The organism is Catellatospora sp. NPDC049111 (genome assembly GCF_040648615.1).
GTDB classification, from domain to species: Bacteria; Actinomycetota; Actinomycetes; order Mycobacteriales; family Micromonosporaceae; genus Catellatospora; species Catellatospora aurea.
Genome location: NZ_JBEZEB010000024.1, coordinates 61639 through 81734 on the forward strand (window position 1 = coordinate 61639; position 20096 = coordinate 81734).

Consider the following 20096-nt stretch of genomic DNA (forward strand, 5'->3'; position numbering starts at 1 on the left):
CAAGGCAGCGCGGTCCATCTGACGTAGGTGGCCGCCGGGGCATCCGTAAGGCATCCCCGAAAGGCGAACCACCCATGACGACCTACTTCGGCTCCGACGGAGCCGCGCTGCACTACGACGAGCTGAACCACGACGGCGGTACGCCGGTCGTGGCGCTCGCCGGCGGTGCGGCCCTACATCCGCGATACCTGGGCGACCTGGCCGGACTCCCGCAGCGCCTGATCGTTCCCCACCTGCGCGGCGTGGGACTCTCCCCGCTGCCTGAGTCCGTGCAGACGGCGTCGTACTGGCGGCAGGCCGAGGACCTCGAACAGCTGCGCGTCCACCTGGGCCTGGACCGGCTGCTGCTGCTCGGCCACTCGGCGGGCACCCGGCTCGCGATCAGCTACGCGGCACGCTTCCCCGACCGGGTCACCGGGCTCGTGCTCATCACCCCGCCCGCGAGTTACCTGGTCGACGAGCCCTCCGACACCCCGGCGCTGATCGACGCGCGGCGCGGCGACCCGGCCTTCGACGCCGCCGTCGCGGCCTGGTCGGCTGGCCCCGCCAGCACCGACGACGACGCCTTCAACGCGTGGTACCGGCAGGCCGCCCCGCTCGGCTACGCGTCCTGGGGCGAGCGGGAGCAGGCCCACGCGGCGACCGCCCGCTACAACTACGCGGCCAACCGCGCCTACTTCAGCGTCGAGCCGCCCGCCGACCTCGCCTGGCTGCTCGGCAAGGTCACCGCGCCCGTCCTGGTCGTCGCGGGCGCGCAGGACTGCAGCGCCGGCCTCGCTCCGGTGCGCGCGCTGTCTGCGCTCTTCCCGGCGGCCGAGTTCGCCGTGATCGACCAGTGCGGACACCATCCCTGGGTGGAGCAGCCCACCGAGTTCCGCGCCACCGTCGACCGCTTCCTCCGCTGTTTGTGAAAGGAAGGGCACCTTCACATCGCTATGCGATGTAGAAGGTGCCCTTCCTATCAACTCAGCCGACTGGGTTCCAGCCGTCGGTTCCGGCCAGGTACGCCTGGGCGGTGAACTGCGGGGCGTCCGCGTCGGGCAGTTGCGGCCGGTCGGCGGTCACGGTGGAGCCGGGACCGGTGTTGCGATACTCGAAGAAGCGCGCGTCCCGCCACGAAAACCCGGACATGTCCGTCCACGGGGCGTCCTTGATGTGCGCGCCCAGCACCGAGTCGCGGAACAGCACCTGCGCGATGGCGTTGACGTCGCCGCTGGGGTGCCAGGGACGGCCGAGGTGCACGCTCTGCGCGGCGACGTCGGCCGGCGCGGTCAGCGTGCACCCGGTGAACAGGTAGCCGTACGGGTTGGTGATCGTGGTCGAGGCCGCGGTGACGTATCCGTTGTTACTGGTCGAGTTGCGGTTGAGGGAGCGGATCTCGCAGCGGTCGAACACGGCCGTGCCGCGGCCGAAGATGAAGTCGACGTCGCCCTCGATGTAGCAGTTGCGGTAGTAGGCCCGGCTGACCGTGGCCGCGTTGGGGGAGCTGGGCTGCAGTGTGTCCTGGTTGCCGAGGATCCGCACGTTGTCGAAGACCAGGCGGTCGCCGCGGGTCGTCACGGCCACGGCCTGCTCGGCGCTGTAGTCGTGGGCGGCCTCGTCGAACGTGTTCGAGAAGGTGAGGTTCCGGGCGGTGAAGTCGTTGCCCTCCAGCAGCACCGAGGTGCTGCCGGTGGTGCCGTAGGTGCCGCTGCCGTCGGGTTTGGGCGTGCCGCTGGCGTTGTCGTACGTGATGACGACGTCGGCGGCGTTGCCAGTGGTGCCGACGAACGAGACGTACGGCTTGCTCGCGGGAACGGTCACCAGCTCCCGGTAGGTGCCCGGTTTGATGGCGATGGTGACACGGCTGGTGTTGTCGGCGGGCACGGCGTCGACGGCGGCCTGCACCGTGGTGTGGTGCCCGCTGCCGTCCTTGGCCACCACGATCGCGCCGGCCGGCGGCGGGCTCGCCGACGGCGGGGCCGACGGGCTGCTCGACGGCGTGGGCGGAGCCGAGGGGGAGGCGCTCGGCGACGGCGCGGCGCTGTCGGACACGGTCACGTCGTCGAAGGACGCGGCGGCGTAGAAGGTCGCGACGCCGATGCCGCCCGTGGCGAACTGCGCGTCGACCGCGGTCAGCGCGGTCGCTCCGTTGACCGTGCCGCGTAGCGTCGTGCCCGCCACCGACAGCGACAGGGTGTACCAGACACCGGTGGAGACGGTGACCGGACCCGTTGCCAGCGTGGTGGACGAGCCGCCGACCAGCTTCTTCAGCTCGACGGTGTGATTGGACCGCAGGGCCAGGTAGTAGTAGCTGGTGTTCGACTGCGCGCGGGCGATGACGGCGGTGAACCGGTTGGCTCCGTTGAAGGCGGTGGGCTTGACCCGGGCGGTGACCGTGTAGTCCCGCCAGGTCGACGACCCGGTCCGGGCGCGGGCGTCCGCGCTGGTGCCCGCCTGCCGCAGCACCCGGCTGCCGTCGGTGGTGACCGTCCAGCTCCCGCCGGAGGAGGTCCAGCCGGACGAGTTGCCGTCCTCGAAGTCGTCGGCGTAGAGCGTGGCCGCCGCGGCGGTCGTGGTGAAGGTCAGCGTGGCCAGCGCGGTGGCCAGGGCGAGGCCCGCGGCGGCTGCGGCGGGTCGCCATCGTGCGCGGCGGGACAGGTCGGTGATGGTCATGTGTCGGCTCCACTCTGTGGGGCGTCGGTGCCCGCTGGGGCACCGCACGAAATGGAAAGCGCTTTCCGCCGCAACCTACGTGGCTCGCATCGTGATGTCAATCGATGCGCTGCTGCCCGGTGGGCGACCCGGTCCCGGGCGCCCCGCGCGGGCGCGCGGGGCGCCGGCGGAGCGGTTGCCGGCGCGTACCCGGCCGCGGGAGGCGGCCCGCGCGGGCGTGGCGGATGATCTCGCCCACTGGACGGCAGGTGCTGCTGTCAGGCCGTTCCGGGCAGGGCGTATCGTCCAGCACGGTGGCCGATCATCGTTGCGGCGCACCGGTCGACATGGAGGTGTCGGTGACCGAGTCGTTGGCGCACAACGCGCCGGAGAGCGCCCTGCCGGCAGGGCTGGCGGTGAGCCACCAGACGGCCCTGGACATCATGGGCATCGCGATCGTGTGCTACTCCGTCCTCATCGAGCAGGAGGAGGGCAGGCCGTCGCCCGACTTCCAGCGGATGTCGCAGTGGGAGCACGACCTCGAGGCGGTCGCCGAGCTGCGCCGCACCCTGGACGCGCGCGACACCGAGCGGGTGCAGCGCCTCGCGGACGAGCACGCGACCCTGGTCCGCCGCCTCGACCGGATGATCGACGACCACTGACGCACCAAGACCGCTCGACTTGCCAGGCAACCGTGCGTATCTTGACCCTGCGCACGCCCACCTGCCTGGCAAATCGAGGGATCTTGCCCGCCTCGGTCCCGCCTGGCCTGCCTCCCCGAACATCGTTATCACGCAAGATCACGACGATCTTGCGTGAACTGTCACCGTTTCGCCCGTTGTGGGCGTGTTGTACCCACGCGCAAGATCGTCGGCTGGGGTGTGGGTGGGGCATTCCCGGTGGTTCGGCAATGTGGGGGAAATCTGAGTAAAGCGGGGATTGCTCGGATTTCCCGATTTGCTCGGTTAGGCTGGCGGCTCGTGTGATCTCAGCCCACGAAGTGCCTTGGGAGGGCGATGTGACGCCGCTGACCGCGGGCGGTCTGCCCCTGATCCGACGTCCGGCGATGGTGCCGGCCGTGTTGACGCTGGCCGGAGTCGTGCTGGCGGCCTTGACCGTGGTTCAGGTGACGCCGGCCATGGAGAAGGTCCCGTTCTGGGTGATGTCGTTCCTGGCCCTCGCCGCCGCGGCCGTCACCTACCTGCCCGCGTCCGGCCGGGCCACCGGCGCCGTGATCAGTCCGTCGCTCGTGTTCACCTTCGCGATCCTGCTGTGCTGGGACCTCGGCCCGGCGATCGTGGTGCAGGCGCTCGCCGTGGCCGTGATCGCGGTCCGCGCCCGGCAGCCGTGGCGCGACGCCGTGCTCAGCGCCGCCCGGTACGCCGTGGCGTTCGGCGCCGCGTACCTGGTGCTGCTGGTCGGCGAGCCCAACCCGTTCCACAGCGTGGCGCTGGCCGACCTGCTCAACGACACCCTGGCCGTGGCCGGCTCGGCGCTGGTCTTCGTGGCCGTGTACGGCTGGTCGGTCGTCGTCAGCCAGCGGCGCGAGCGGTCCGCCGGTCGCGCCAAGCCGCAGGAGAGCCTGCGTGAACGGCTGACGGCCATGCGCGACCCGGTCGTGCACCTGGCCGCGCTGACCATGCTGAGCCCGGTGCTCGCCGTGACCGGCCACGTCAGCCTCGGCTTCGTGCCCCTGGTGATCATGCCGCTGTACGCGGTCGAGCGCATGGCGCGCCTGTCCACCGAACGCCAGCGGGCCGCGCTGACCGACCCGCTCACCGGCCTGGGCAACCGGGCCAGCCTGCAATCGGCCTACACCGAGGCGCTGGCCGAGCCGCTGCGCCGCGGACAGGGCCCGACCCTGCTCCTGCTCGACCTGGACGGCTTCAAGTACGTCAACGACTCGCTGGGCCACGAGACCGGCGACCAGCTACTCACCGCCGTCGCCGAGCGGCTGCGCGGCGGCCTGCCGGCCGGCGCCCTGGTCGCCCGCCTCGGCGGGGACGAGTTCGGGGTGCTGCTCGACGAGGCCGACGCCGACCGGGCGCTGCAGGCCGCCCGGCGCATCAGCGCCGCCGTCAACGGCCCGGTCCGGCTCAGCGGCCTGGAGGTCGAGGTCACGGCCGCGGTCGGGGTCGCGGTCAGCCCGCAGCACGGCGAGGACTTCGCCACCCTGATGCGCCATGCCGACATCGCGATGTACGAGGCCAAGCGCGACAGCGTCTGCGTGGCCCTCTACCGCCCTGGCACCGACCGGCACCCGCAGCGGCTGGCCCTGCTCGACCAGGTGCGCCACGCGATCGTGACCGAGGACCGCGAGCGCATCGCCGTGCACTACCAGCCGCAGGCCGACCTGGCCACCGGCCGGATCGTCGGCGTGGAGGCGCTGCTGCGCTGGACCGACCCGACCGGCCGCCCCGTCTCACCCGCCACGATCATCTCGGTGGTCGAGCACACGCCGGTGATGCACCAGCTCACCGACCGGATCATCGACGACGCCGTGGCCCAGGCCGGGCGCTGGAGGGCCGCCGGGCTCGACCTGCGCACCTCGGTCAACGTCAGCATCCGCGACCTGTTCCGCGACGACCTGGTCGAGCGGCTGCGCGACCGGCTGGCCGAGCACCGGGTGCCGGCCCGCATGGTGCAGCTGGAGATCACCGAGAGCGCGCTGATGGCCGATCCGGCCCGCGCCATGCGCACCATCGCGCAGCTGCGCGACCTGGGCGTCGGCCTGGCCTTGGATGACTTCGGCACGGGCTTCTCGTCGCTGCAGCACCTGCGGATGATCCCGCTCGACGAGATCAAGATCGACCGGTCGTTCGTCTCGGGCATGACCTCCGACCAGCACGACAGCGCGATCGTGTCGTCGGTCATCGCGCTGGCCGGGACACTGGGGCTGCGTACCGTCGCCGAGGGCATCGAGGACGCGCAGACCCGGCGGCAGCTGGGCGCGGCGGGCTGCTCGCTGATGCAGGGCTACCTGCTGTCGCAGGCGGTGCCGGCCGAGCGCATCCCCGCACTGGTCGCCGACGCGGCGGCCACGTCCGTCGCGGCGCGGGACGAGCTCGCCACCCAGCACGAACTGCCCGTGACGCCCGCGCCCGCGCTCTACCCGGAGCAGGCCGGAGCGCGCTGGTGACACCGGTCCGGGGCGGGTCGGCGGGGCGGTTCAGAAGCTGCTGAGCAGCTTCACGAAGGCCTCGTCGATCTTCTCCGGGTCCCGGGCGTCGAACGCCTTGCCACCCGTGGCGGCCGCGATCTTCTGCAGTGACACCAGGTCCGAGCCCTTGTCGAAGGCGATGCAGAAGACCTTCACCGGCCGGTCGGGGTCGAGTTCGATGTCGCGCAGCAGCTTGTCCAGGTCGTTGTCCTGGGGGTACTCGTTCTCGCCGTCGGTCAGTACGACCACCGCGTTGATCCGGGTGCGGTCGTAGTTGTCGAGCAGGTGCCGCTGCGCGGCCCGGACGGTCGTGTACAGCGCGGTGCCGCCGCCGGAGCGCACCGCGTCCAGTTTCGCGCCGAAGCTGCGGTCGTCCAGCCGGGACAGCGGCAGCTGCTCGCGGTAGGGCAGCTTCGCGCCGTCGAACTTGGACGAGAACGCCCACAGCCCCACCCGGTCCTCGCTGTTGAGCAGCTCGATGCCCTTCTTGGCGGCGGCCGTCGCGTACGCGAGCCGGGTCTGGGAGTTGCCGACCTTGTTCGCCGTCATCGAACCGGACACGTCGACGGCCATCAGGATGTTGGCCTTCTTGCGCAGCGTCGCCCAGCCCGCCTTGATGCCCTGCACGACCTCCGGTGACGGCGGCTCGAACAGGGTGCCCGGGGCCTTGCTGCCGCCCACCACCTTGACCAGGTCGTCGGAGGCGGCCCGCTCGTGGTCGCGGAACCCGATGGCGGCGAAGTCCCGCTGCTGCCGGTCGTCCTGCAGGAAGGCCAGGAAGTCCGCCGCCGCGGCCCGCTGCGCGGCGTCGGCCTGCGGCAGGACCACGTACGGGTGGTCCAGGTTGAAGGTGCCCTCCTTGGGATACATCGCCACCAGCGGCTCGTTGGGCTCGCGCCCGCCGCTCAGCTCGCCCTTGTTGTAGAGGTAGACCAGCTCCTCCTGGGTGACGATCGCGCTGAGGTCGGAGGCGGCCGCGTCCCCGGCCAGGTCGGCGGCGGCCAGGCCGCGCAGCAGGTCGACCACGTCGTCACTGTAGTGCGAGACGTTCGCCTCGATCTGGCGGACGAACCGGGTCACCTTCGGGTCGCGCAGGTCGGCGGTGGTGAGGTCGCTGGAGGTGTTGGTCGCGGCGTAGTACGTCGCGATGGTCGCGGCCAGGCCCGAGGTGGACAGGTTCGGGTTGTCCTTGCCGAAGGTGAACCGCTTCCACTCCGGCTTGCCGAACTGCGCCCAGCCCTGCTCGCCGGACATGCCGAGGATGTCGCCCCAGCCCAGCGGGCCCTTCTGCTGCAGGTAACGCGCCTTGGCGGCGGGCATCGCGATCACCAGCGGGCTGTTGGCGATCGACTCGTACTCCCCGCCGGTCTGCACCTGGTGCCCGGCGGCCTGGTCGAGCAGCTGCAACTGGCCGGTCCACAGCGTCGACGTCGGCAGCCACACCTGCGGGCGCGGGCTGCCGGTGCCCGACAGCGCGCCCCAGTCCCCGGCCAGCGCCTGCATGGCCTGCCCGGAGGTGAGGCCGGTGACGGCGACGTCGGCGCAGCGGTCACCGAAACGACGCCTGCTGCCGTTGTACCGCTCGGCGAGGTCCTTGACGAGTTCGCTCTTCTCGGTCGAGGAGACGACGTCGAGCACCACGCAGCCGCTGCGGTCGCGGGCGACCGTGGACACGTACGTGTAGGAGCCCGCGATCAGGGCGAGGCCTACGGTCGCGGCGAAGGCGACCGGCAGCCAACGCTGGGTCCGGCGCGAGGCCATGGCAATCCTCCTGTGTCGCGGTCGGGTCAGCGGGGGTCGGGCCGGCCGTCGTCGAGCGCGACGGCGGTAAACAGCCGGACCAGATACACCACGGCGAAGACGCCGCCGCCGACGACCGCGCCGGTGCCGGGCTGCCCCGAGGGCACGTACCCGGCCGCGAAACCGCCCGCGCCGAGCAGGAGCGCGGTGGCGATGCCGAGCGGGTCGCCGACCTGCCGCGCCAGCCGCCGCGACCGGGACGGCTGCGATGCGACCGCTGGAGACGGGGGAGTGGTCTTCGTGGCCGGGGGCTGAGGCACCGCCGGGACCTGCGGCGGGGCCGCGTTCGGGTCGGTCGGCAACCTCGGTGCGGTGACCGTCGGCGGGGACGCCGGGGCGGTCGGCTGCGGCGCGGTGACCGTCGGCGCGGGCGCGGTGGGGGACTCCGTCCCCACCTGGAGCAGCGAGGTCGCCGCGTCGCTGCCCTCCTGGAGCGCCTCGACCAGCGGAACCGGCGCGGCCGGGGTGGCCTCGTGGCCGAGCAGGCGCATCAGCACCTGCTGCGCGGTGGGCCGGGCGTGCTGGTCCTTGGCCAGGCAGGCGACGACCAGCTCGCGCAGCGTCCCGGACAGGTTGTCCAGGTCGGGCGGATCGGTGAGCACCCGGGCCATCACGGTGGCCATCGAGTCGTGCCCGAACGGGCCGCGCCCGGACGAGGCGAACCCGATGGTCGCGGCCCAGCCGAAGATGTCGCATGCCGGACCGACGTCCACATTGTGGAAGCGCTCCGGGGCCATGTACGGCACGGTGCCCATGACGTGGCCGGACATGGTCTCCGCGCCGAGCGCGCGGGCGATGCCGAAGTCGATGACGCGTGGGCCGTCGCCGCCGAGGATGACGTTGTCGGGTTTGAAGTCGCAGTGCACGATCCCGGCCTGGTGGATCGCGGCGAGCGCGGTCGCGGTGCCGACGGCTAGCCGGTAGAGGGCGTTGTCGGCCAGCGGGCCGTGGTCGCGGACCTGCTTGTGCAGGGTCGGCCCGGCGATGTACTCGCTGACGACGTACGGCAGCTCGGTGTCGATCTCGGCGTGCAGGATCTGGGCGGTGCAGAACGGGGTGACCCGCCGGGCGGCGGCGATCTCCTTGGCGAACTGCGCCTTGGCCCGGGGATTGTGCTGCAGGTCGATGTTGATCGTCTTGACCGCGACGCGGCGCTCGCTGCCGTCGGCGCCGAGGTAGACGACGCCCTGACCGCCCTTGCCGAGCCGCCCGAGCAGCCGGTACGGGCCGAGCGAGCGCGGGTCGTGGCTCGTCAGCGGGCTGACGCCGGTGACGGGGTCGTCTGCCGAGCCGGCCATCTGCCCTCCTGAAACCCGATGATCCATCAACGAGCCGCAAGGATAGCGCCGCCGATCCAGCCTCCATACCCGGAGGTGAGCCGTCCTCACGGGATGAACGGTCGATCCGAATAGGAAACCAATCTTGCCTATCGACGGATTGTCAGTTAAGAATGTTTACGAACGGTTTCACCAGGTGGTCCTGGAGGGGCAGAACCCGTTCCTCGCCCCGCTACGCACGAAACCGGAGGACCCGTCGTGCCCAGAACACTGCAGACCACCGCCAGATGGTGGCTCGCCGCGCTCGCCGCCCTGCTCACCGCGATCACCGCCACCGTCGTCGCCGGACCGGGCACCGCCCAGGCCGCGCCCGCGTTCAAGGTGCTCGCCTTCTACAACGGCACCTGGGACGCCGCGCACATCGACTTCGACAAAGAGGCGCTGACCTGGTTCCCGCAGGCCGCCGCCCAGAACAACTTCACCTGGGAGGCGACCACCGACTGGAGTCGGCTCAACACCGGCAACCTCGCCCAGTACAAGGTGATCATGTTCCTGGACGACGCGCCGCCGTCGGGTCAGCGCGCCGCGTTCCAGCAGTACATGCAGAACGGGGGAGCGTGGATGGGCTTCCACGTGACCGCGTTCAACACCGACCCGAACACCTGGAGCTGGTACTACAACACCTTCCTGGGCACCGGCGCGTTCGTCTCCAACACCTGGGGCCCGACCAGCGTCACCATGCGCACCGAACGCGCCCACCCGTCCACCACCCGGCTGCCCGCGACCTGGACCTCGGCGGTCAGCGAGTGGTACTCGTGGCGCAACGACCTGCGCACCAACCCGAGCATCGACATCCTGGCCTCGATCGACCCCGGCAGCTACCCGGTCGGCACCGACCCGAACCAGACCTGGTACAGCGGCTACCACCCGCTGATCTGGACCAACCGCAACTACAAGATGCTGTACGCGAACTTCGGGCACAACGCGATGAACTACAGCACCAACACCCGGCTGTCCTCGACGTTCGCCAGCGAGGTGCAGAACCGCTGGCTGATCGACGGCCTGCTGTGGCTCGGCGGGGTCACCCCCGGCCCCAGCCCGTCGGCCTCCCCGGCGCCGTCGGCGTCGTCCGGGCCGATCTCGCCGACCGCCTGGTACAGCCTGGTGAACCGCAACAGCGGCAAGTGCGTGGACGCCCGCGCCGCGGGCTCGGCCAACGGCACCGCGATCCAGCAGTACACCTGCAACAACACCACCGCGCAGCAGTATCGCTTCACGCCGACCACCGGCGCGTACACCCACGTCGACATCCGGCTCAACAGCGCCCGCTCGCTCGACGTGACCAACGTGTCCACGGCCGACAACGCGCCGATCCAGCTGTGGTCCTACAGCGGCGGCCTCAACCAGCAGTGGCAGCCCGTCGCCGAGGGCGGCGGCTACTACCACCTGGTCAACCGCAACAGCGGCAAGTGCCTGGACGTGCCCGCGGCATCCATGGCCGACAGCGTCCAGCTCGTGCAGTACGCCTGCAACGGCACCGGCGCGCAGTCGTTCCGGCTGGTGCAGCAGCCCTAGACCTCGGGGGAGGGCGAGCGGGCCGGTGCTGTGCGCACCGGCCCGCTCCGTCGTTACCGGCCGGTCGGCGACCCCGCCGCGTCTCGCATGCGAGCGCCACTAGAGTGAGCGCGCACCTGGATCGACCGCAACGCATGCCCCCTCCCTGCGTTCAAAGGACCTCCAGCTCATGGCCCGTCGAGTGACTCTCCGCGCCCGGATGCGCTACTGGTTCGACAACACCATGTCGCGCGGCACGACCGGGCTCATCGGCTGGCTCGCGGTCGCGTCCTTCGCGCTGGTGCTCGTGGTTACCGTGGCCATCGAGATCGCCGACCCGGAGAAGTCGGGCGCGGATCCGCTGCGCTTGCTGTGGCGAACGTTCGTGACCACCTTCAGCCTGTCCGCGCCCACCGACGAGGGGTGGGTGGTGATGCCATTCTGGTTCGTACTGGCGCTGGGCGGCATCTTCGTCGCCAGTGCGCTGATCGGTCTGCTCACCAGCGGCATCAACCGCCGCCTGGAGCAGCTGCGCAAAGGCCGCTCGGCGGTGCTCGAACGCGACCACACCGTGGTGCTCGGCTGGTCCGACCAGATCTACACGGTGATCACCGAGATGGTCGAGGCGAACGCGAGCCGCCGCAAGGCCGCCGTGGTCGTGCTCGCCGAGCAGGACAAGGTCACCATGGAGGACCGGGTCGAGCACCGCATCGGCGACACCGGCCGCACCCGGTTGATCTTCCGCACCGGCAGCCCGCTGGACCTCAAGGACCTGGAGATGGTCAACCTCAACGAGGCCAGGTCGATCATCGTGCTGGCCCCGGACGGAGCCACCGCCGAGGACGCCGACGCGTACGTGCTCAAGACCCTGCTCGCGATCAACAAGGGGCCCGCGTTCCGGGGCCGCCCGCACCATGTCGTCGCGGCGGTGCGCGACAGCCGCAACAGGGCGGTCGCCAAGCTGGCCGGCGGCGACGCGATCGTGCTCGACGGCGACGACATCGGCGCGCGGCTCATCGTGCAGACCGCCCGCCAGTCCAAACTGTCCGTGGTCTACCACGACCTGTTCGACTTCGGCGGAGACGAGATCTACATGACCGTCGAGCCGACCCTGGTCGGGCGGCCGTTCGCGCAGGCGCTGCTGGCCTACAAGCAGTGCTGCCCACTGGGGCTGCTGCTGGCCGACGGCAAGACCGTGCTCAACCCCCCGCCCGGCACGATGATCAGCCCCGGCGACCGGATCGTGCTGCTGGCCCGCGACGACTCGATGATCAGCCTGGCGACCGCGCCGTTCGCCGTCGACGACACCGCGATCGTGCACGGGGTGCGCGGGCCCGCGGCCCCGGAGAGCACCCTGATCCTCGGCTGGAACCGGCGCGCCGCCCGGATCGTCGAGCAGCTCGACGTGTACGTCGCCGCCGGCTCGACGGTGGACGTGGTCACCGACCGGGCCGACGCGACCCCGGCGGTCGGGCGGCTCGTGCCGCGGCTGCGCCGGCTGGTGATCCGGTCCAAGGCCGGCGACACCCGCGACCGGGGCGTGCTGGAGACGCTGGACGTGGCCTCGTACCACAACGTGATCGTGCTGTCTGACGACGACCTCGACGCGCTCACCGCCGACTCGCGGGTGCTGGTGACCCTGCTGCACCTGCGCGACATCCTGGCCGGGCGCGGCCCCGGCTCGATCGTCAGCGAGATGCGCGACGACCGCGACCGCGCCCTGGCCCAGCTGACCAAGGCCGACGACTTCGTGGTCAGCGAGCAGCTGGTGAGCCTGCTGATGACGCAGATCTCGGAGAACCGCCACCTGGAGTCGGTGTTCGCGGACCTGTTCGACGCCGACGGCGCGGAGATCTACATCCGCCCGGCGAGCTACTACCTGCGCGCCGGGGCGACGATCACCTTCGCGACGGTCGTGGCGTCGGCGGCCCGGCGCGGCGAGGTCGCCATCGGCTACCGGGTCAGCGACAGCGGCGACGGGCACGGCGTGGTCCTCAACCCGGACAAGGAGCAGGTCATGCCGCCCATCGACCGGGTCATCGTGCTGTCGAGCAGCTGATCGGCGCGGCTCGGCCGCAACCCTGCGGGATGGTCCAGGTGACCGGACATCGACAGATCGAAGCCGGTGACCGCATGCGCGCCTACTGTGCTCAACGTGACGGCCCCCCTGCCTTCGTACCCGACATCGCCGCAGGCAGCGCCCTCCGGACCGCCGGCCCAGCGCTTCGGTGAGCCGGCCGCGCCGGCCGGTCCCGTGTCGGGCGCGGGTCCCTCCGGTGGCGAGGGCGCGGTCGGCCTGCCGACGATCAACCTGCCGCAGGGCGGCGGCGCGGTGCGCGGGCTCGGCGAGAAGTTCGCGGCGAACCCGGTCACCGGCACCGGGTCGCTCTCGGTGCCGCTGCACCTGAGCAAGGGCCGGGCCGGGTTCGGCCCGAACCTGTCGCTGTCCTACGACTCCGGCCAGGGCAACGGCCCGTTCGGGCTCGGCTGGGGCCTGTCGCTGCCGGCGGTGTCCCGGCGCACCGACAAGGGGCTGCCCGAGTACACCGACGACGACGTGTTCCTGATGACCGGCACCGAGGACCTGGTGCCCGTGCCGAACCCGGTGCCGTCGGGCGACTACCCGGCCGGGTACACCGTCGACCGGTTCCGGCCGCGGATCGAGGGCGCGTTCAGCCGCATCGAACGCTGGCGGCGCACCGCCGACGGCGACGTGCACTGGCGCTCGATCACCCGCGACGGCGTCACCACCGTGTACGGCGGCGACGCCGGCTCCCGGGTGGAGCACGACGGCCTGGTCTTCTCCTGGCTGATCAGCTCGGCGCACGACCAGCATGGCAACGCCGTCGAGTACGAGTACCTGCCCGAGGACGGTCGCGGCGTCGACCTGGGCAGCGCGCACGAGCAGCACCGCACCGCCGCCGACCGGGGCGCGCAGCGCCACCTCAAGCGCATCCGCTACGGCAACCGGGTCAGCCTGCTGTCCACCTCGGAGCAGCCGCAGAGCTGGCTGTTCGAGGCCGTGTTCGACTACGGCGACCACGACCCGGCGCGACCGCTGCCCACGCCCGACCGGGACTGGCCGGTGCGCCCCGACCCGTTCTCGGTGTACCGGCCCGGCTTCGAGGTGCGCACCTACCGGCTGTGCCGCCGGGTGCTGATGTTCCACCACTTCCCGGACGAGCCCGGCGTCGGCGCGGACTGCCTGGTCAAGGCCACCGAGTTCGGCTATACGGCGGACGAGGCGGCGGGATCGTTCCTGGCCTCGGCGACCACCCGCGGCTACCGTCGCGACGGCGACGGCTACATCGAGCGAGCCATGCCGCCGGTTGAGTTCGGCTACCGCCCGGCGACGCTGCGCGGCGAGATCGGCGAGGTCGACGCCGACAGCCTGCGCAACCTGCCCGCCGGGCTGGGCACCACCGGCTGCCGCTGGGTGGACCTGGACGGTGAGGGCCTGGCCGGGATGCTGCTCGACGCCCCCGGCGGCCTGTACTACAAGGCGAACCTGGGCGGCGGCCGGTTCGACACCGCGCGGGCGCTGCCCGCCGTGCCGAACCAGACCGGCACCACGCTGGTCGACCTGGCCGGGGACGGGCAACTCGACCTGGTCTCCTACGGCGGGCCGCTGCCTGGTTTCGTGGAGCGCGACGGCGACGGCTGGGCCCCGTTCCGGTCGTTCGCGGCGCTGCCCGCGATCGACTGGCGGGACCCGAACCTGCGCTTCGCCGACCTCGACGGCGACGGCTTCCCCGACCTGCTGCTGGCCGGGGACACCGGGCTGACCTGGTACGCCTCCCGCGCCGAGGACGGCTTCGGCCCGGCCCGGCACGTGCTGAACCCGCCGGACGAGGCCGACGGGCCGCGGCTGCTGTTCACCGAGGGCCGGGCCGCGGTGCACCTGGCCGACATGACCGGCGACGGCCTGCTCGACCTGGTCCGGGTGCGCAACGGCGAGGTCTGCTACTGGCCCAACCTGGGCCGCCGGTTCGGCCGCCGCGTCGTCACCGACAACGCTCCCCGCCACGCCACGGAGGAGCTGTTCGACCCGCGCCGGGTGCTGTTCGCCGACGTCGACGGCTCCGGCGTCACCGACCTGGTCTACGCCGGGGCGCGCGAGGTGACCCTGTACCGCAACCGGTCCGGCAACGGCTGGGCCGACGGCGAGGTGCTCACCGCGACCCCGCAGGGCGAGCTGACCGTGGCCGACCTGCTCGGCGCGGGCACCGCCTGCCTGGTCTGGTCGGCGACCCTGCCCGGCCGGGAGCGGCGTTGCCTGCACTACCTCGACCTGTACGGCGGCGGCAAACCGCACCTGCTCACCGAGGTCGTCAACAACCTCGGCTCGCGCATCACCGTCGACTACGCGCCCTCGACCCGGCACTACCTGGCCGACAAGGCCGCCGGCCGGCCGTGGCACACCCGGCTGCCGTTCCCCGTGCACGTCGTCGACGCGGTCACCACCGAGGACCTGGTCGCCGGCAGCGTCTTCACCACCTCGTACGCCTACCACCACGGCTTCTTCGACGGCGCGGAGCGCGAGTTCCGCGGCTTCGGCATGGTCGAGCAGTGGGACGGCGGTCGGATCGGCGCGGTCGCCGGAGACCTGCTCGCCGGCCCGCGCACGCTGACCCGGACCTGGTACCACACCGGCGCGTTCGCCGACGGCGGCGAAACACTGTCGGCCGGGTACGCCGGCGAGTACTGGCCCGGCGACCCCGAGTTCCGGCTGCCCGACACGGTGTGGCCCGACGGCGACCTCTGCCCCGACGACCTGCGGGAGGCCTGCCGGGCGCTGAAGGGCCTGATCCTGCGGCAGGAGGTGTACGCCGAGGACAGCCCGCTGCCGTACACCGTCACCGAACGCGATTATGCCGTCGACCTGCTCCAGCCCAAGGGCGCCAACGCGCACGCGGTCTGCTTCGCCCGCCCCCGCGAGACGCTGCAACTGCACTACGAACGCCGCGAGTACGCCGTCGAGACCGGCGGCGTCACCACCACCGTCATGGACCCGCGGATCAGCCACGAGCTGGTCCTCGACACCGACGACTTCGGTGACGTGCTGCTGTCGGCGACCGTCGGGTACGGCCGCCGCCACCCCGACGCCGACGTGGACCCGATGCTCGACGCGGCCACCCGCGACGCGATCCGGGCGGCGCAGACCGGTGTACGGGTGAAGATCACCGCGAGCACGTTCACCAACCCGGTGCAGACCGCGACGGCCTTCCGTGCCCCGCAGCCGGCCGAGGTGCGCACCTACGAGCTGGTGCACGTCACCCCGCCGCCGGGCGGGCCGTTCGCCCTCGCCGACCTCAAGGCGCAGGTGCTGTCCGCCGCGGAGGTGTCCTACGAGCAGCCGCCCGTCGCCGGGCCCTGCCGCAGGCTGCTGGAGCACACCCGGGTGCGCTACCGCCGCGACGACCTCACCGGCCCGCTCGCGCCCGGCGTGCAGGAGCCGCTCGGGCTGCCGTACGAGAGCTACCGGCTCGCGTTCACCCCCGGCCTGCTGGAGCGGGCATACCGGCGCGGCACGCAGAACCTGCTGCCGCAGCCCGCCCTGGTGCTCGGCGTCGAGGGCGGCCATGTGTACGCCGACAGCGGCTGGTGGATCCCGTCGGGCCGCCTGCTGTACTCGCCCGGCGCGGCCGACACCGCCGCGCAGGAGCTGGCGTACGCCAGGGAGCATTTCTTCACCGTCACCCGGCACGCCGACGCGTTCGGCGCGGTCGGCCACGCCCGCTACGACGGCTACGACCTACTGCTGCTGGACACGGTCGACACCGTCGGCAACCGGATGTCGGCCGGCGAGCGCGCCAAGGCGGCGACGTCCGACCTGGAGGCGCTGACCCCGCGGCTGGACTACCGGGTGCTCGCCCCGGCGGTCACCAGCGACGCCAACCGCAACCGCACCGAGGTGCTGTACGACGCGCTCGGCCTGGTCACCGCGACCGCGCGGCGCGGCAAGCCCGAGGAGGGCGTCGGCGACACCCTCGCCGGGCTCGACCCCGAACCCGACGCGGCCGCCTATCTCGCCGACCCGCTCGGGCAGGCGGGGCTGCTCGGCGGCGCGACGACCCGGTTCCTGGTCGACGTGGCCGCGTTCCACCGCACCCGCGACGACGCCCGGCCCGCGCCCGTGGCCACTGCCCTGCTGAGCCGGGAGACCCACGGCACGAACCCGGGACGGGTGCTGCACCGGATCACCTACAGCGACGGCTTCGCCCGCGAGATCCAGGTCAAGACCCAGGCCGAACCCGGCCCCGACGGCCCCCGCTGGGTCGGCTCCGGCTGGACGGTGTTCGACGACAAGGGCCGCCCGGTCCGCCGCTACGAGCCGTTCTTCACCGGCACCGCCGCGTTCGAACTCGCCTACGCCGCGGGTGTCAGCAACGTCGTCGCCTACGACCCGGTCGGGCGCGAGGTCGTGCTGCTCGCCCCGGACGGGACGTACAGCAAGACCCGGTTCGACCCGTGGCAGCACGAGGTGTGGGACCCCAACGACACGGTGCTGCTCGACCCGCGCACCGACCCCGACGTGTCGGCGCTGCTCGCCGCGCATTTCGCGACCCAGCCCGCCGGTTGGCAGACCTGGCACCAGCGGCGTATCGCCGGCGGCCTCGGCCCGCGCGAGCAGCGCGCCGCGATCGAGGCCGCCGTGCACGCGGCCACGCCCGGGGCCGGCTACGCCGACGTGCTGGGCCGGACCGTGGTCACCGTCGCCCACGACCGGCACACCACGCCCGGCACCGGCGTCGTCGTCGACGAGCGGCACGCGGTGCGCGACGTGCTCGACGTCGAGGGCGCGCGGCTGTCGCGGACGGACGCCCGGGGCGTGACGAGCGCCGAGACGGTGTTCGACGTCGCCGGGCGCGCCGTCGCCACCGGCAGCCCCGACTCGGGCGAGCACTGGTACGTGCCCGACGCGGGCGGCGCGCCGATCCGCCGCTGGGACTCCCGCGGGTTCGCGGCCCGGCACGTCTACGACGCCGCCCGCCGCCCGGCCCAGCTGTGGATCACCGCACCGGGCTCCGACAGCGAGATCCTGGCCGCGCTGACCGTGTACGGCGAGGGCGCCCCCGCGGCGGCGGCCGACAACGTGCGCGGCCGGGTCCGGTACACCTGCGACGGCAGCGGGCTGCTCACCGCGCACCGGCACGACTTCAAGGGCAACCTGCTGGCGTCCCGCCGCCAGCTCGCGAAGGCCTACGACAGCACGCCCGACTGGTCGGTGCTGGCCGGGGTCGCCCCGGCCGGGATCGAGGCCGCCGCGCTGCCGCTGATCGAGGCGGAGCCGCTGGCCACCGCCACCGACTACGACGCCCTCGACCGGCCGGTGATGCAGGTGCTGCCCGAGGGCACCGTGCTGCTGCCCCGCTACAACGAGGCCGGGCTGCTGGAGTCGCTGTCGGCCCGGCTGTCGGGGGCGGTGGGGGAGACGGTCTACCTCGCCTCGGCCGACTACGACGCGGCGGGGCGGCGGGTGCGGGCGGCGTACGGCAACGGCACGGTCACCTCGCACCGGTTCGACCAGCTCACGTTCCGGCTGCGCGGCGTCGTCACCCGGCGCGGCTCGAACGCGCTGCAGGACCTGTCCTACGTGCACGATCCGTCGGGCAACACCGTCGACGTCGCCGACGCCGCGCAGCGCACGGTGTTCTTCGACGGCGAGGTCACCTCCGGCGACAGCCGCTATGTCTTCGACTCCCTGTACCGGCTTATCGAGGCCACCGGCCGCGAGCACGCGAGCCTCGGTGTGCAGCCCGACGGCGCGAACCCGGCGAGCCGGCCGATTCCGCACCCGGACGACGTGAACGCGGTGCGCGCCTACACGCAGCGATACACGTACGACCCCGCGGGCAACATCCTGACCATGGCGCACGTCGCCGGGGTCGGCAGCTGGACCAGGAACTACACGTACGCCACAGGGTCCAACCGGCTGCTGTCGCACACCGTGCCGGGCGGCGCGGGCAGCGTCTTGTTCACGCACGACGCGCACGGCAACCTGACCGGGCTGCCGCACCTGGGCGCGATCGGCTTCGACCACCACGACCAGATGGCGTCGGTCGACCTCGGCGGCGGCGGGAACGCCTACTACACCTACGACGGCGCGGGCAACCGGGCGCGCCGGGTGCTGCGCCGCAACGGCGGCGTCACCGAGGAGTTCGTCTACCTCGGCGGCTACGAGGTGTACCGCCGCCGCGTCAACGGGCAGGTCGTCTTCGAGCGGCAGACCGTGCACCTGCTCGACGGCCCGCGCCGGGTGGCGACGGTCGAGCGCACCACCGTGGACACCTGGCAGCCGCAGCAGACCGGGACACTGCGGCACCGGTTCCAGTACGACGACCAGACCGGCTCGGCGCGCCTCGAACTCGACGACACCGGCAAGGTGATCTCCGTCGAGGAGTACCACCCGTACGGCACGACGTCGCTGTGGCTGAACGCCCCAGAGGTCAGCGCGCGCCGCTACCGGTACACCGGCAAGGAGCGCGACGACGAGACCGGCCTGTCCTATCACGGTGCCCGCTACTACGTGCCCTGGCTGGGCCGGTGGAACAGCTACGACCCGGAAGCCCACCGCCCCGGCGAGAGCACCTACATGTACGTGCGCGGCAACCCGGTGCGCTTCCACGACCCCGACGGCGCCGACTGCAAGGAAGTGACCGAGCAGAAGCTGCCCTGGTGGAGCTTCCTGCTCCCGGCCCACGCCGGGTACGCGGTGCGCCCGCAGCTCAATCCGTGCCTGAAGGACAACCCGGGCTGGCAGAAGTGGGAGGCCGAGGGCCGCCGGGACATGACCAACGGGGCGCTGTCCGGCCAGGTCGTCGGGATGGGCGTGGGCACCGGCATGGCCGCCGTCGGCTCCATCGCCACGGTCGGCCTGGTGTACGGCGGCATCGCGCTGGGCTCGCTGGCCATGACCGCGAGCGAGTCCGCGACGTTCTGGCTGCTGGCGAACCCGGCCAAGGCCGCCGTCATCAGCGTGCTCGGCCAGTTCGCGGTCGGGCTGGTCGACCCGCACCCGCCGGGCATGTCCCCGCTGGACGCCAACCCGCTGATGGCCGCCGGGCACGCCACCGGCGCCGAGGTGCGCACCCTGGCCCAGGTCGCCGGGGCGGAGGACCTGGTCGTCAAATCGGTGCGGATGCTCAAACCCAAGCAGTTGATGGACGCCATCCGCGAGACGTGGGCGCTGGACAAGGAACCGCTCGGCGCGGTCTGGCGCGGCACCGTCCTGGAGGGAGCGCTGGCCGGCACCCGCTACCGGCTCCTGGAGTGGGTCGGGCGGCTCAACGGCGGCTTCTTCAAGACGTTCGACTTCTACGCCAAGGAAGCCAAGCTCGGCATCCAGCTCAAGACGCTGCAGAGCGTGCCCAGCGTGTCGGCGTACAAGGTGTTCATCGACGAGTTGGCCGCGGCGAAGAAGGCCGGGGTGATGCAGGACGGGCGGGCGCTGTCGAACGTGGCGCTCGACATCGCCACCCCGGCCGGCTACACGGGCCCGGCGGGCCTGGCGGCCGAGTTCAAGGCGGCCATGGACGCCATCAAGAAGTACGGCGCGGAGAAGGGCGTGATCGTGCGGGTCATCGGCCTGACCGAGGAGGAGATGACCAACGTGGTCGTCTCGCCCAAGTAGTCACCCGCGCGGCAGTTCCCCGGACACAGGCAGGAGA

9 protein-coding genes are annotated in these 20096 nt (G+C 72.1%); 6 read left to right on the plus strand and 3 right to left on the minus strand.

Going from position 1 to position 20096, the window contains the following annotated elements; all coding sequences use genetic code 11:
* Positions 1 to 74: 74 nt before the first annotated feature.
* Positions 75 to 911, plus strand: a complete 837-nt coding sequence (locus AB0B66_RS27630) for an alpha/beta hydrolase (RefSeq protein ID WP_360535378.1) — start codon at positions 75 to 77, stop codon at positions 909 to 911.
* A 55-nt stretch (positions 912 to 966) separates the two neighbouring features.
* Here the strand turns inward: AB0B66_RS27630 and AB0B66_RS27635 are convergent, their stop codons facing one another.
* The gene (locus AB0B66_RS27635) at positions 967 to 2655 is read right to left on the minus strand and encodes a pectinesterase family protein (RefSeq protein WP_360535380.1); all 1689 of its coding nucleotides are present in this window, start codon (positions 2653 to 2655) and stop codon (positions 967 to 969) included.
* A gap of 338 nt (positions 2656 to 2993) precedes the next feature.
* On the opposite strand from AB0B66_RS27635, the gene AB0B66_RS27640 reads away from it, so the two are divergent.
* Entirely contained in the window at positions 2994 to 3296 is a 303-nt protein-coding gene (locus AB0B66_RS27640; protein ID WP_360535382.1) for a hypothetical protein, read from the plus strand.
* A 356-nt stretch (positions 3297 to 3652) separates the two neighbouring features.
* Positions 3653 to 5773 carry an EAL domain-containing protein gene (locus AB0B66_RS27645; protein WP_360535384.1) on the plus strand — a complete coding sequence of 707 codons (2121 nt, stop codon included), beginning with the start codon at positions 3653 to 3655 and terminating at the stop codon, positions 5771 to 5773.
* A gap of 30 nt (positions 5774 to 5803) precedes the next feature.
* Here AB0B66_RS27645 and AB0B66_RS27650 read toward each other — a convergent pair whose 3' ends face one another.
* Together AB0B66_RS27650 and AB0B66_RS27655 are read right to left on the minus strand one after the other, a co-directional pair.
* Positions 5804 to 7555, minus strand: coding sequence for an extracellular solute-binding protein (locus tag AB0B66_RS27650; protein ID WP_360535386.1), 1752 nt, complete (start codon positions 7553 to 7555; stop codon positions 5804 to 5806).
* Between the two features lie 26 nt (positions 7556 to 7581).
* A complete protein-coding gene (locus AB0B66_RS27655; RefSeq protein ID WP_360535388.1) occupies positions 7582 to 8892 on the minus strand; it encodes a protein kinase in 1311 nt (436 codons plus the stop codon).
* A gap of 237 nt (positions 8893 to 9129) precedes the next feature.
* Between AB0B66_RS27655 and AB0B66_RS27660 the strand changes: the two genes are divergently transcribed.
* The 3 genes from AB0B66_RS27660 (at position 9130) to AB0B66_RS27670 (ending at position 20059) form a co-directional block, all read left to right on the plus strand.
* Positions 9130 to 10446 carry a ThuA domain-containing protein gene (locus tag AB0B66_RS27660; protein ID WP_360535390.1) on the plus strand — a complete coding sequence of 439 codons (1317 nt, stop codon included), beginning with the start codon at positions 9130 to 9132 and terminating at the stop codon, positions 10444 to 10446.
* A gap of 169 nt (positions 10447 to 10615) precedes the next feature.
* Entirely contained in the window at positions 10616 to 12484 is a 1869-nt protein-coding gene (locus AB0B66_RS27665) for a hypothetical protein (RefSeq protein WP_360535392.1), read from the plus strand.
* Between the two features lie 96 nt (positions 12485 to 12580).
* Positions 12581 to 20059, plus strand: coding sequence for a SpvB/TcaC N-terminal domain-containing protein (locus tag AB0B66_RS27670; protein ID WP_360535394.1), 7479 nt, complete (start codon positions 12581 to 12583; stop codon positions 20057 to 20059).
* The last annotated feature ends 37 nt before the right edge of the window (positions 20060 to 20096 follow it).

What these genes read in the sequence shown, in the direction of transcription:
- AB0B66_RS27665 (WP_360535392.1), top strand. Translation starts at nt 10,616, where the DNA reads ATGGCCCGTCGAGTGACTCTCCGCGCCCGGATGCGCTACTGGTTCGAC.
- AB0B66_RS27635 (WP_360535380.1), bottom strand. Translation starts at nt 2,655, where the DNA reads ATGACCATCACCGACCTGTCCCGCCGCGCACGATGGCGACCCGCCGCA.
- AB0B66_RS27650 (WP_360535386.1), bottom strand. Translation starts at nt 7,555, where the DNA reads ATGGCCTCGCGCCGGACCCAGCGTTGGCTGCCGGTCGCCTTCGCCGCG.
- AB0B66_RS27630 (WP_360535378.1), top strand. Translation starts at nt 75, where the DNA reads ATGACGACCTACTTCGGCTCCGACGGAGCCGCGCTGCACTACGACGAG.
- AB0B66_RS27655 (WP_360535388.1), bottom strand. Translation starts at nt 8,892, where the DNA reads ATGGCCGGCTCGGCAGACGACCCCGTCACCGGCGTCAGCCCGCTGACG.